Source organism: Streptomyces sp. NPDC002853 (genome assembly GCF_053591915.1).
This window is the reverse complement of record NZ_JBSFUS010000010.1, coordinates 1-12,743: the sequence shown is the minus strand read 5'-3', so window position 1 is coordinate 12,743 and position 12,743 is coordinate 1. Positions and strand designations below refer to the sequence as shown.

The following is a 12,743-nucleotide window of genomic DNA, read 5'->3' as shown; positions in this document are numbered from 1 at the left end:
GGTATGAAGACTATTCGGGGTTACGCGAATTGTGCCGGGGCGGTGCGGTCAGCGGCGCGACATGTAGATGTCGAGCGCCTTGTGGAGCAGCTTGTTGAGCGGGAAGTCCCACTCGCCGATGTACTCGACAGCCTCTCCACCCGTGCCCACCTTGAACTGGATCAGTCCGAAGAGGTGGTCCGTCTCGTCCAGGGAGTCGGAGATGCCCCGCAGGTCATAGACGGTGGCGCCGAGCGCGTAGGCGTCCCGGAGCATCCGCCACTGCATCGCGTTCGAGGGCCTGACCTCACGGCCGATGTTGTCCGAGGCGCCGTAGGAGTACCAGACGTGCCCGCCGACGACGAGCATCGTCGCCGCGGACAGGTTCACGCCGTTGTGCCGCGCGAAGTACAGACGCATGCGGTTGGGGTCCTCGGAGTTGAGGGCCCGCCACATCTGCTGGAAGTAACCCAGCGGCCGCGGACGGAACTTGTCGCGGATCGCCGTGATCTCGTAGAGGCGCTGCCATTCGGCGAGGTCCTCGTATCCGCCCTGGACGACCTCGACACCGGCCTTCTCGGCCTTCTTGATGTTGCGTCGCCACAGCTGGTTGAAGCCCTTGAGGACCTCGTCCAAGGAACGGTTGGCCAGCGGCACCTGGAAGACATAACGCGGCTGTACGTCACCGAAGCCGGCGCCGCCGTCCTCGCCCTGCTGCCAGCCCATCTTCCGCAGCCGGTCGGAGACTTCGAAGGCACGCGGCTCGATGTGCGAGGCCTCGACGTCCCGCAGGCGCTTCACGTCCGGGTTCTGGATGCCCGACTTGATCGCGGGAGCGTCCCAGCGCCGGATGACGACCGGCGGGCCCATCTTCACGGAGAAGGCGCCCTGCCGCTTCAGATGCGCGAGCATCGGCTGCAGCCAGTCGTCCAGGTTCGGCGCGTACCAATTGATGACCGGGCCCTCGGGAAGGTATGCGAGGTAGCGCTTCACCTTGGGCAGCTGTCGGTAGAGCACCAGGCCCGCACCGACGAGTTCGCCGGTCCGGTCGTCGAACCAGCCCAGGTTCTCCGAACGCCATTCACTCTTCACATCCGCCCATGCCGGGACCTGGCAATGACTTGCCGACGGCAGGCTCTGGATATACGCCAGATGCTGCTCGCGACTGATGGTCCTCAGGGTCAGACTCATTCGGGGCGCTCCTCGGGCTGGTGTGTCCCCATGGGTACAGGGGCTCCGGCTCTCGCGCCGAAGCCTACTGTGCCCCGAGAGCGCCCCGTCTGGGCGTACGGAACCTTGGCCCCCGCCTCAGGTGCGGCGGGGGCGTTCGGGGGTGGCTACCAGAGCCCGCCGAAGAGTCCGCCGTGGGCCATACCCAGGAAGAATCCGACCGCCGATGCTCCGAGGCCGAGGATCAGGCCGAAGCGTTCGCGAGTCGTCTCGGAGATGAACTGTCCCCACGCACCCGTGGCGATCCCCACCAGGCCGGCCCATGAGCTGAGCAGGTGGAGGTTGTGGAACATCGCCGAGACGAAGGCGATGGCACCCAGGATCAGGGTCACGCCGAGCAGCGTGTCCTGCATGGGATGGGCCTTGCCGTCCGTGGCGAAGAGAGAGCCCGCGGTATTCGGTCGCAATGTCTGTGCCATACGGCACCTCCTGCGGAAGGCGGCGCATCGTAGCGCCATACACACCCGATGTGTACAGATTCTGCCCGTCCGCGGCCGGATTTCAACCGGAAGCCTAGGTGCGGGTACTCTGTACCGTCTGCACCGGTGTCTGCCCAGGCCATGGCATGGACTCCCGATCGGCTCAACGATCGGGAAGCCCGATTGTCAGTGGTCGCCGATACCGTTGCGTACGCATCACGACCCTCCTGCCACGGAACGACCGTGGCCGCTGAGTCCAAAGGAGGTGGGTTCCACATGCGTCACTACGAAGTGATGGTCATCCTCGACCCCGATCTCGAGGAGCGCGCTGTCTCCCCGTTGATCGAGAACTTCCTCTCCGTTGTCCGTGAGGGCAACGGAAAGGTCGAAAAGGTCGACACCTGGGGCCGTCGTCGTCTCTCGTACGAGATCAAGAAGAAGCCCGAGGGCATCTACTCGGTCATCGACCTGCAGGCCGAGCCTGCGGTCGTCAAGGAGCTCGACCGCCAGATGAACCTGAACGAGTCGGTCCTCCGGACCAAGGTCCTCCGTCCCGAAACCCACTGAGCTTCCTAGCTCAGCGGTATTCGGGATCCGAGTAGCAGCAGCAAAAGCAGCCAGCAGCAAACCCGCCGAGAGGTTCCCCCATGGCAGGCGAGACCGTCATCACGGTCGTCGGCAATCTTGTCGATGACCCCGAGCTGCGCTTCACCCCGTCCGGTGCGGCGGTCGCGAAGTTCCGTGTCGCGTCCACTCCCCGCACCTTCGACCGTCAGACCAATGAGTGGAAGGACGGCGAAAGCCTCTTCCTCACCTGCTCGGTCTGGCGTCAGGCGGCGGAGAACGTCGCGGAGTCGCTCCAGCGAGGCATGCGCGTCGTCGTGCAGGGCCGGCTGAAGCAGCGGTCCTACGAGGACCGTGAGGGCGTCAAGCGCACGGTCTACGAGCTGGACGTCGAGGAAGTCGGCGCCAGCTTGAAGAACGCCACGGCCAAGGTCACCAAGACCACCGGCCGAGGTGGCCAGGGCGGCGGATTCGGCGGCGGTGGCGGCGGCCAGCAGCAGGGCGGCGGCAACTGGGGCGGCGGCCCCGGTGGCGGCGGTCAGCAGCAGGGTGGCGGCGGTGCTCCCGCCGACGACCCCTGGGCGACCGGTGCGCCGGCCGGCGGCGGCCAGCAGGGCGGCGGCGGTGGCTGGGGCGGAAGCTCCGGCGGCTCCGGCGGCTCTGGCGGCGGCTACTCGGACGAGCCCCCCTTCTAGGCCTCAGGGCCAAGGGTGGGCCGTTCCCACACTTCTTGATCACACAGGAGAAACACCATGGCGAAGCCGCCTGTGCGCAAGCCTAAGAAGAAGGTCTGCGCATTCTGCAAGGACAAGGTCACGTACGTGGACTACAAGGACACGAACATGCTGCGGAAGTTCATTTCCGACCGCGGCAAGATCCGTGCCCGCCGCGTGACCGGCAACTGCACGCAGCACCAGCGTGACGTCGCCACGGCCGTGAAGAACAGCCGTGAGATGGCGCTGCTGCCCTACACGTCCACCGCGCGATAAGGGAAGGGTGACCGACTAATGAAGATCATCCTCACCCACGAGGTCTCCGGCCTCGGTGCCGCCGGCGAGGTCGTAGACGTCAAGGACGGCTACGCCCGCAACTACCTGATCCCGCGGAACTTTGCGATCCGCTGGACCAAGGGTGGCGAAAAGGACGTCGAGCAGATCCGTCGTGCTCGCAAGATCCACGAGATCGCGACCATCGAGCAGGCCAACGAGGTCAAGGCCAAGCTCGAGGGCGTCAAGGTCCGTCTGGCCGTCCGCTCCGGCGACGCCGGTCGTCTCTTCGGTTCCGTCACCCCGGCTGACGTCGCTTCGGCGATCGAGGCTGCCGGTGGCCCGAAGATCGACAAGCGCCGTGTCGAGCTGGGCTCGCCGATCAAGACGCTGGGCGCCCACGCGACGTCCGTGCGTCTGCACCCCGAGGTTGCCGCTCAGGTCAACATCGAGGTCGTCTCCGCCTAAGCACTGCGCTTGGCAGGGCTGAAGCAACCGTTGGGCCGCACCCTCAGGGTGCGGCCCAACGTGTTTCCCGGACACGCTGTTTCCCGGACATGCCGTTTCACAGACGTGCTGTTTCACGTGAAACAGCGGGATCAGCGGGTGGCGCCGGTGACGATCCAGTGGCCGGAGCGCGTGCGCAGCCAGAGGGTCACCATGCGGACCGCCATCATCAGAGTCATGGCCCCCCAGACGGCGGTCAGTCCGCCCCCGAAGGTGGGCACGAGGAGTGCCACCGGAGCGAAGACCGCCAGCGTGGCCAGCATCGCCCAAGCCAGATACGGGCCGTCTCCCGCGCCCATCAGGACGCCGTCGAGGACGTAGACGATGCCGCAGATCGGCTGGGAGATGGCCACCATCACAAGGGCGGGCAGGGCCGTGTCCTGGACGACGGAGTCGCTGGAGAAGAGCGGGATGAACAGTGGCCGGGCGAGGACAACCAGCACACCGAGGGCGACGCCCGAGGCGATGCCCCACTGCACCATGCGACGGCAGACGTCGCGCGCTCCCTGTGGATCGTTCGCGCCGAGGTAGCGTCCGATGATCGCCTGGCCTGCGATGGCGATGGCGTCGAGCGCGAAGGCCAGAAGGCTCCACAGAGACAGGATGATCTGGTGGGCGGCCACGTCGGCGTCGCCGAGGCGGGCCGCCACCGCGGTCGCGATCATGAGGATCGCCCGCAGTGAGAGCGTACGGACGAGAAGCGGGGCGCCTGCCTGGGCGCAGGCCCTGATGCCGGCGGCGTCGGGACGCAGGGAGGCGCCGTGGCGTCTGGCCCCACGGATGACGACGAAGAGATACACGGCGGCCATCGCGCACTGGGCCATGACGGTGCCCCAGGCGGAGCCGGCGATGCCCAGGCCGGCCCCGTAGACGAGGGCCACGTTGAGGACGCCGTTGGCGATGAAGCCGCCGATCGCTACGTACAGCGGGGTCTTGGTGTCCTGGAGCCCGCGCAGGACGCCGGTGGAGGCCAGGACGACGAGCATGGCGGGGATGCCGAGCGAGGAGATGCGGAGATACGTGATCGCGTACGGTGCCGCGGTGTCCGATGCGCCGAAGAGTTCCACGAGCGCGGGTGCGGCGGGAAGGACGACGGCGATGACGGCGGCGCCGAGCAGGAGGGCGAGCCAGATGCCGTCCATGCCCTGGCGGATGGCGGCCTGGAGATCACCGGCGCCCACCCTGCGGGCGACGGCGGCTGTGGTCGCGTAGGCGAGGAAGACGAAGACGCTCACGGCGGTGGTGAGGAGCGCCGAGGCGACGCCGAGTCCGGCTAGTTGGGCGGTGCCGAGGTGGCCCACGATGGCGCTGTCGGCCATCACGAAGAGAGGCTCGGCGACGAGCGCGCCGAAGGCGGGAACGGCGAGGGCGATGATCTCTCGGTCATGCTGTCGCCGAGCGGCCTTGGGCGCCGCGGGAGCCTGTGTCATGGACACCAATCTAATCTTCCACAGGTAAGAGATGCAATGCTCATAAGACCCTTACGTGGTCTCGAGTCGGACACTCTTCGGGGCGCTGTTCGGCAGGATCTTGGTCCGACTGGGGAAGTTTTTCTTCTGCACAGCCGGTGGATGGGAAAGGTGCAGGTCAGAGTGGGTTTCTGGAGAACGCTGAGTGCTTGTTCACAGGGCTGTCCACCGAGCCGTGCACAGGTTTGGCGGGGTTCTCCACAGCAACGCGCCCGTCATCCACACCGCCTGTGGATAACCAGATTGGCTGACGGTGCCCACGGGCCTACCGTGGGGCGGCGCCCCCCTCGTGATCCGGCCTCGGAAAGCCCGTAAAACCGACGCGTCAGAACCGGAGTTGGGCCGCTTATTTGTCAGTGTCGTGCCGTAAGAAAGTAGGGCACGGCGAGGTCCGCGCGGCGGACGTGAGGGAGGTGGCCCGGTGAGTATTTCCGAGCCCTTGGACGACCCCTGGGCCGACAGCGGTCCCAGTGACCGTCTGCCCGCCTCCCGGCAGCGCCGCGACGGAGGCAGAAGCCGCGACGAGCAGCACGAGCGCGGGCGCGAAGGCGGTGGCTGGGACGGCGGCGGCACCGCCTTCGAGCGCGTACCGCCGCAGGATCTCGACGCCGAGCAGTCCGTGCTCGGCGGCATGCTGCTCTCCAAGGACGCCATCGCCGATGTCGTCGAGGTGCTCAAGGGCCACGATTTCTACCGGCCCGCGCACGAGACGATCTACACGGCGATCCTCGACCTGTACGCCAAGGGAGAGCCGGCCGACCCGATCACCGCGGCGGCCGAACTCACCAAGCGCGGTGAGATCACCAAGGTCGGCGGGGCCTCGTATCTGCACACGCTGGTGCAGACGGTACCGACCGCGGCGAACGCCGAGTACTACGCCGAGATCGTCCACGAACGGGCGGTCCTGCGTCGCCTCGTCGAGGCGGGCACGCGCATCACACAGATGGGATACGCGGCCGACGGCGACGTCGATGAAATCGTCAACAGCGCCCAGGCCGAGATCTACGCGGTCACCGAGCAGCGCACCAGCGAGGACTACCTGCCGCTCGGCGACATCATGGAGGGCGCGCTCGACGAGATCGAGGCGATCGGTTCGCGCAGCGGCGAGATGACCGGTGTGCCGACGGGCTTCACGGACTTCGACTCGCTGACGAACGGCCTGCACCCGGGCCAGATGATCGTCATCGCGGCCCGTCCCGCCATGGGTAAGTCCACGCTGGCCCTCGACTTCGCGCGCGCCGCGTCCATCAAGCACAACCTGCCCAGCGTCATCTTCTCCCTGGAAATGGGGCGCAACGAGATCGCGATGCGTCTGCTGTCCGCGGAGGCTCGGGTGGCGCTGCACCACATGCGCTCCGGCACGATGACGGACGAGGACTGGACGCGGCTCGCGCGCCGGATGCCCGAGGTCTCGGCCGCCCCGCTCTACATCGACGACTCCCCGAACCTGTCGATGATGGAGATCCGCGCGAAATGCCGCCGCCTCAAGCAGCGTGCGGACATCAAGATGGTGATCATCGACTATCTGCAGCTGATGCAGTCCGGTGGTTCCAAGCGCGCCGAGAGCCGTCAGCAAGAGGTCTCGGACATGTCGCGAAACCTGAAGCTGCTCGCCAAGGAGCTGGAAGTTCCGGTCATCGCGCTCTCGCAGCTGAACCGTGGTCCCGAGCAGCGCACGGACAAGAAGCCCCAGGTCTCCGACCTGCGTGAATCCGGCTCCATCGAGCAGGATGCGGACATGGTGATCCTGTTGCACCGCGAGGACGCGTACGAGAAGGAGTCACCGCGCGCGGGCGAGGCGGACATCATCGTGGGCAAGCACCGTAACGGCCCGACGGCGACGATCACGGTGGCCTTCCAAGGCCACTACTCGCGCTTCGTGGACATGGCGCAGACGTAGCGGTTCCACTTCCTGAGGGTGCCCGTCACCGGGGCGGTGGGTCCGCGTAGCGGGCGGCGATCGTGGCGGCACGGTCGTGGAGGGCGGTGCGCAGCGACGTCGGGGACAAGGCTTCCGCGTCCGTGCCGAGCTGCCACAGCGCCCACTCGGCATGGCGTGAGTCCTGGAACGTCACCTCCAGCCGCAGCCGGCCGTCTGCCTCGGGCTCTTCGGCGCGGACCGCCATCGCGGTGCTCAGCAGTTCCTCGCGCCGCTCCGGGCTCACCCGTACCAGCACGGCTATGTGTCCGTCGGACAGGAACCGCGCACAGCGTTCCCGCCAGGCCTGTTCCAGGTCGACCCGGTTCGGTCGCTGTGCTGGTTCGGGGAGTTCCTCGGCGGCCAGTATGCGCGACAGCCGGTAGGTGCGGTCCTCGCCGGATCTCCTGGCCAGCAGATATCCCCGGTCTCGCACGGTGACCAGGCCGATCGGGTCCACCGTGCGCCACTGCGGCGGCTGGCCCGTGGCCGCGTAATGGATGCGCAGCCTGTGTCCGGCGAGCACCGCGCGACGGACCTCGATCATGGTGGTGTCGGGCACCTCCTCGGTGGCCGGCCGCCGTGAGAGCAGGTCGGTCTCCGGCTCCACGAGGATGCGTCGGGCCGCGTCGCTCGCGGAGGCCTGGTGGCTCTCGGGCAGCGCGTCGACCACCTTGCGCATGGCCGAGGCGAGCGCTGAGCCGAGGCCGAACGTCTGCTCGCCACGCCCCGATCCGGCGGTCAGCAGGGCGAGGGCCTCGTCGTGGTTCAGGCCGGTGAGCTCGGTCCGGAAACCGGGCAGCAGAGCGAAACCGCCGTGTCGTCCGCGTTCGGCGTAGACGGGGACGCCTGCCGCGGACAGTGCCTCGATGTCACGCAGCACGGTGCGGGTGGACACCTCGAGCTCGCGGGCCAGCATGTCCGCGGTCAGCCGGCCGCGCTGACGCAGCAACAGCACCAGCGAGACGAGTCGGTCGGCGCGCATACGAGAACCTTCTCAAATACATGACCGAGGATGTCGTGAATTGTTGCGAGGCTCCTGAGCACCGACGTCACCGATGGCCTTCAGAGCGTCGCCGGACGTACGTGCTCGCCATGAATCGAATGGAGCTGATGTGGCAATGGAACGAACGGCAGTCAACCCGGTGACGTGGTCGGTGGAGATGGGATTCAACCAGGGTGAGGTCGTCTCCGGGCACACCCGGACCCTGTACTGCTCCGGGCAGACCGCGATGAGCGGGGACGGCAAGCCCCAGCATGACGGTGACATGGCCGCTCAGTTGGCGCTGAGCCTTGACAACCTGGAGGCCGTGCTCGGCGAGGCGGACATGTCCCTCGCGAACCTGGTGCGGCTCAACGTGTACACCACCGACGTCGACCTGCTGTTCCCGCACTACGGCGTGCTGGCGTCGCGGTTGGGCGTCGCCGGCGTGGCACCGACCACCACGATGCTCGGGGTGACGCGGCTGGCGATCCCCGGCCAGATGGTCGAACTCGAGGGCACTGCCGTCGCGTGAGCCGACCTTTCTGCCGTGCCACGCAAGGGTTCTGGTGGTGCGGCAAGGGGTGCTGGTGGTGCGGCAAGGGTTTCTCGCAGTACGGCAAGGGATTCTGGCGGTAGGTCAGGGCAGGTGCCGCAAGGCATCGCCGAGGGTGGCCAGGCCCTCGGCGATGTCGGCGGCGGTGGGGGCGGCGTAGCCGAGAACCAGACCAGGGCGGTGCGGCCGCTGGCTGTGCCAGGACAGGGGCTGGACCTTCACACCGCGGGCCAGGGCCGCCGCGGCGAGCTCCGTGTCGCGGAAGCGGGCGTCGAAGGTGATCGTCAGATGCAGGCCCGCTGCGGCGCCGTGCACGACGGCCTGGGGCAGATGAGTCCTGACCGCGGCGATCATCGTGTCCCGGTGGCGGCGGTGGCGGCCGCGCAGGAGACGCAACTGGCGCTCCAGGGCGCCTGATTCCATCAGCCGGGCCAGTACGAGCTGGGGCAGTACGGCGTTGCCGAGATCGGCGAAGCGCTTGGCGGCGACCAGCGCATCCCGGTACCTCGGCGGTGCGAGGACCCAGCCGATGCGCAGCGCCGGAGCGAGCAGCTTGGACACGCTCCCGGCGTAGCAGACGTGGTCGGCGAGCAGGGAGCGCAGGGCGGGCACCGGCGAGCGGTCGTAGCGGTGTTCGGCGTCGTAGTCGTCCTCGATGATCAGCCCATCGCGCTCGGTGGCCCAGCGCATCAGGTCGCGTCGCCGGTCACCGCCGAGCACCACGCCGGTCGGGAACTGGTGTGCCGGAGTCAGCAGCACCGCGGGGGCGTTCGTGGCACGCAACTCGTCGACGCGGATGCCCTCGGCGTCGACCGGGACCGGCGGGGTGTCGAGGCCGCCGTTGCGCAGATGCTGACGGGCGCCGAGTGAGCCGGGGTCCTCCACGGCCACCGTACGGATGCCGGAGCCGTGCAGCACCTGGCCGAGCAGGGTGAGGGACTGTGCCGTGCCCGCAACGATGACGACCTCGCCCGGGTCGGCGCGGATGCCTCGGTTGCGGGCCAGCCAGTCGGCGACGGCGGCCCGCAGTGGCGGGGCCCCGCATGGGTCCCCGTATCCGAAGGCGGACGCCGAGAGCTCCTTGAGTACGGCCCGTTCGGCGCGCAGCCACGCGGTGCGGGGGAACGCGGCGAGGTCGGGCATGCCGGGCGAGAGATCGATCCGGGCCGGGGCGGCTCGCAGCGCGTCGTAGATGTCCGTGCCGGGCGGGGTGCCGAACAGTGCGTGCGGCGGCGACGCTGGGGGTTCTTCGGCAGGAAGGGGCCGGGCAGCCTTCGCCGCTGAGCCAGGGCGGGTTGTCGTCGGTGCGGCGACCACCACGGTGCCGTTCCGCCCGCGTCCGACGACGTGGCCGTCCTCGCTCAGGCGCTGGTAGGCCTCGGTGACCACGCCGCGGGACACGTGGAGTTCGGCCGCCAGGACGCGGCTCGCCGGGAGCTTGCCGCCGACCGGCAGGCGGCCGTCCGCTATCGCGCGACGCAGGCGTCGGGCCAGCCAGTCCGCACGGCCGCCCACGGGGGCGTCGGCAATGTTCAGCTGGAGGAAGTCGGCGCCGACCGTCGCCTCGCGCCCGGGGTTCCCTGGCCCGCGCGGTATGGACCCGGGCGGTATGGACTCGTGCGTTATGGACCGGTCGATGGCGCGGTCATTGGACCTGTTCACCGGGCCATAGTGGCAGCAGGGTGAAGCCATGCAGACAGCAGCAACGGCATCCGACGAGGCCATCACGACGACACTGGACCCCGCTGCCCGCCCGGGAGTTGACTACGTCCACGGGTATTCGCGCCGCGAGGAACGCAGGCTGGGGGACCAGGCCGACACCCTCGCCGCGCTGCTGCACGACGGCACGGCGTATCCCGCGGGAAGCCGGGTCCTGGAAGTCGGATGCGGGGTCGGTGCCCAGACCGTCCACCTGATCGACTCCAGTCCCGGGGCCCATTTCGTGGCCGTCGACCGGTCGGCGGATTCGCTGGCGAAGGCCCGTGCCCGCGTGACGGCACACGCGCCCGAAGGGCACGTGCGGTGGTGCCGTGCCGACCTCTTCGCTCTTCCTTTCCCGGATGCCGAGTTCGACCACATCTTCGTCTGCTTCGTCCTCGAGCATCTGGCCGCCGCCCGGCAGGCGCTCGCCGGACTGCGGCGGCTGCTGCGGCCGGGCGGGACCATCACCGTGATCGAAGGGGACCACGGGTCGGCGTTCTTCCATCCCGACAGCGCCTACGCCCGCGCGGCGATCGACTGCCTGGTCCGGCTCCAGGCCGAGGGCGGGGGAAACGCCCTGGTCGGGCGGCAGTTGCAACCGCTCCTCGCGGAGGCCGGCTACGACGGCGTCCGGGTGCGGCCCCGCACCGTCTACGCGGACCGGACCCGCCCCGAGCTCGTCGAAGGCTTCACCCGCAACACGTTCATCGCCATGATCGAATCCGTCAGGGACGACGCGCTGGCCTCGGCCCTCATCACCGCGGCCGACTGGGACCGCGGGATCGCCGACCTGCGCAGGACCGCGGACCACGGTGGGACCTTCCACTACACGTTCTTCAAGGCCACGGGCACGCGTCCCGCACAGCGCACAGCGGAATTGGCTCGACGTGAGGCCTTTCCGAAGGTGGACTAGGGCCATGACACCACCGCGTGAAGAGTTGCTGCCCACCACCCGTCGAGCTTTGCTGCACCGCGTCGCCACCGCTCAGGCGGAGGGGAGGGCCCCCTCGCTGGTCGCCTCTGTGCTCAGGGACGGTGAGTTGTTGTGGACCGAGGGCCGCACCTGCGTCGAGGGGCACGCACCGGACGAGAACGTCCAGTACCGCATCGGCTCTATCACCAAGACCTTTACCGCCGTGCTGGTGATGCGGCTGCGCGACGAGGGCGTCCTCGACCTCTCCGACCCCCTGGAGAAGCACCTGCCGGGTACGGCCGCGGGCAACGTCACCGTTGCGGAACTTCTCGCGCACACCAGCGGGTTGGCGGCCGAGACCCCGGGTGAGTGGTGGGAGCGTTCGCCTGCTTCGCAGCGCCCCGAGCTCGGGGACGTGCTGGGTGAGCAGCCCTTCAAGCACGCCACCGGGCGCCGTTTTCACTACTCCAACCCCGGCTACACGTTGCTCGGTTCGCTGATCGAGGCGCTCCGCGGTGAGCCCTGGGAAGCCGTGTTGCGCCGCGAGATTCTGGAGCCGCTGGGCCTGGACCGTACGAGTGCGCAGCCGCAGGCCCCGCATGCGGGTGGCTGGGCCGTTCACCCGTGGGCGGACGTGATGATGCCCGAACCTGCCGAGGATCTGGGCATCATGGCTCCGGCCGGGCAGCTGTGGTCGACGACGGCGGACCTGGGGCGCTTCGCCGCCTTCCTCCTTGAGGGCGACGACCGGGTGCTGTCCGCCGACTCGGTGCGGGAGATGCGTGAGCCCGCGTCGCCCTTGTCGCCGGGGGACTGGGACGTCACGTACGGCCTGGGGACGCAGCTGATCCGCGGGGACGGGCGCACCTTGGTCGGTCACGGCGGGTCGCTGCCGGGCTTCATGGCCGGGCTGTGGGCGAGCGCGGAGGACGGGCTGGTGGCCGTCACGCTGACCAACTGCACCTCGGGCCCGGCTGTGACGGCGTTGGCCTTCGACCTGCTGAAGATCGTGGCCGAGGCCGAGCCTCGTATCCCCGAGTCGTGGCGGCCTCTGCCCGAGTTGGATGCGGGTCTGCTGGAGTTGGCGGGGCCCTGGTACTGGGGGACGAGCACCTTCGTGCTGCGGCCGCAAGGCGACGGTGCGCTCGAGCTGGCGCCCCTTGCGGGCCGGGGCCGCGGATCGGGGTTCCGGTCGAACGGCGACGGGTCATGGACCGGGCTCGACGGCTACTTCGCCGGGGAGCAGCTGCGGGCGATACGGCGGTCCGATGGGACGGTGAGCCATCTTGACCTTGGCTCGTTCTTCTTCACCCGGGAGCCGTATGAGGCGGGGGCTCCTGTGCCGGGTGGGGTGGACCCGGAGGGGTGGCGCGGACTTCCTTTGTAGCGGTCCTTACAGGCTTTATAGAGGTCCTTACCGGGTCCGCGAGCTGGTGGGGTGTCGTGTTTCACGCTTGCTGTCATCGCGGTTCTCCGTTCGTCCCCGAACGCACGGTTCCGGGACCAGTTCGTTCCTGGC

The 12,743-nt window shown here is 68.6% G+C and carries 13 protein-coding genes; 8 read left to right on the top strand and 5 right to left on the bottom strand.

Annotation, left to right across the window (positions count from 1 at the left end; all coding sequences use genetic code 11):
- Positions 1-48: 48 nt before the first annotated feature.
- Positions 49-1,170, bottom strand: a complete 1,122-nt coding sequence (locus tag ACWD02_RS26980) for a lipid II:glycine glycyltransferase FemX (RefSeq protein ID WP_361828908.1) — start codon at positions 1,168-1,170, stop codon at positions 49-51.
- A gap of 146 nt (positions 1,171-1,316) precedes the next feature.
- Entirely contained in the window at positions 1,317-1,628 is a 312-nt protein-coding gene (locus ACWD02_RS26975) for a hypothetical protein (RefSeq protein WP_249588912.1), read from the bottom strand.
- A 276-nt stretch (positions 1,629-1,904) separates the two neighbouring features.
- Here ACWD02_RS26975 and rpsF point away from each other — a divergent pair, with 276 nt between their 5' ends.
- From rpsF to rplI, 4 genes are all read left to right on the top strand, one after another.
- The gene (gene rpsF / locus ACWD02_RS26970) at positions 1,905-2,195 is read left to right on the top strand and encodes a 30S ribosomal protein S6 (protein ID WP_006604399.1); all 291 of its coding nucleotides are present in this window, start codon (positions 1,905-1,907) and stop codon (positions 2,193-2,195) included.
- A gap of 80 nt (positions 2,196-2,275) precedes the next feature.
- A complete protein-coding gene (locus tag ACWD02_RS26965; protein ID WP_451215017.1) occupies positions 2,276-2,887 on the top strand; it encodes a single-stranded DNA-binding protein in 612 nt (203 codons plus the stop codon).
- A 57-nt stretch (positions 2,888-2,944) separates the two neighbouring features.
- Positions 2,945-3,181 carry a 30S ribosomal protein S18 gene (gene rpsR, locus ACWD02_RS26960; protein WP_003949403.1) on the top strand — a complete coding sequence of 79 codons (237 nt, stop codon included), beginning with the start codon at positions 2,945-2,947 and terminating at the stop codon, positions 3,179-3,181.
- Between the two features lie 18 nt (positions 3,182-3,199).
- Positions 3,200-3,646 (top strand): 50S ribosomal protein L9, encoded by a 447-nt coding sequence (rplI, locus tag ACWD02_RS26955; protein ID WP_190082966.1) that lies wholly within the window; start codon positions 3,200-3,202, stop codon positions 3,644-3,646.
- 131 nt (positions 3,647-3,777) lie between these two features.
- Here rplI and ACWD02_RS26950 read toward each other — a convergent pair whose 3' ends face one another.
- Positions 3,778-5,115, bottom strand: a complete 1,338-nt coding sequence (locus ACWD02_RS26950; protein ID WP_451215016.1) for an MATE family efflux transporter — start codon at positions 5,113-5,115, stop codon at positions 3,778-3,780.
- 460 nt (positions 5,116-5,575) lie between these two features.
- Between ACWD02_RS26950 and dnaB the strand changes: the two genes are divergently transcribed.
- Positions 5,576-7,054: a replicative DNA helicase gene (gene dnaB, locus ACWD02_RS26945; RefSeq protein WP_451215015.1), complete on the top strand. Its 1,479-nt coding sequence runs from the start codon at positions 5,576-5,578 to the stop codon at positions 7,052-7,054.
- 25 nt (positions 7,055-7,079) lie between these two features.
- On the opposite strand, the gene ACWD02_RS26940 is transcribed toward dnaB, so the two are convergent.
- Positions 7,080-8,057 (bottom strand): helix-turn-helix transcriptional regulator, encoded by a 978-nt coding sequence (locus ACWD02_RS26940; protein ID WP_451215014.1) that lies wholly within the window; start codon positions 8,055-8,057, stop codon positions 7,080-7,082.
- Between the two features lie 136 nt (positions 8,058-8,193).
- Between ACWD02_RS26940 and ACWD02_RS26935 the strand changes: the two genes are divergently transcribed.
- Positions 8,194-8,589: a RidA family protein gene (locus tag ACWD02_RS26935; protein WP_451215013.1), complete on the top strand. Its 396-nt coding sequence runs from the start codon at positions 8,194-8,196 to the stop codon at positions 8,587-8,589.
- A 105-nt stretch (positions 8,590-8,694) separates the two neighbouring features.
- Here the strand turns inward: ACWD02_RS26935 and pdxR are convergent, their stop codons facing one another.
- A complete protein-coding gene (gene pdxR, locus ACWD02_RS26930; protein ID WP_451215012.1) occupies positions 8,695-10,272 on the bottom strand; it encodes a MocR-like pyridoxine biosynthesis transcription factor PdxR in 1,578 nt (525 codons plus the stop codon).
- A 28-nt stretch (positions 10,273-10,300) separates the two neighbouring features.
- On the opposite strand from pdxR, the gene ACWD02_RS26925 reads away from it, so the two are divergent.
- On the top strand, positions 10,301-11,224 hold the full coding sequence (locus ACWD02_RS26925; RefSeq protein WP_451215011.1) for a methyltransferase domain-containing protein: 924 nt from the start codon (positions 10,301-10,303) through the stop codon (positions 11,222-11,224).
- Positions 11,225-11,228: 4 nt separating this feature from the next.
- Entirely contained in the window at positions 11,229-12,611 is a 1,383-nt protein-coding gene (locus ACWD02_RS26920) for a serine hydrolase domain-containing protein (RefSeq protein WP_451215010.1), read from the top strand.
- Positions 12,612-12,743: the final 132 nt, after the last annotated feature.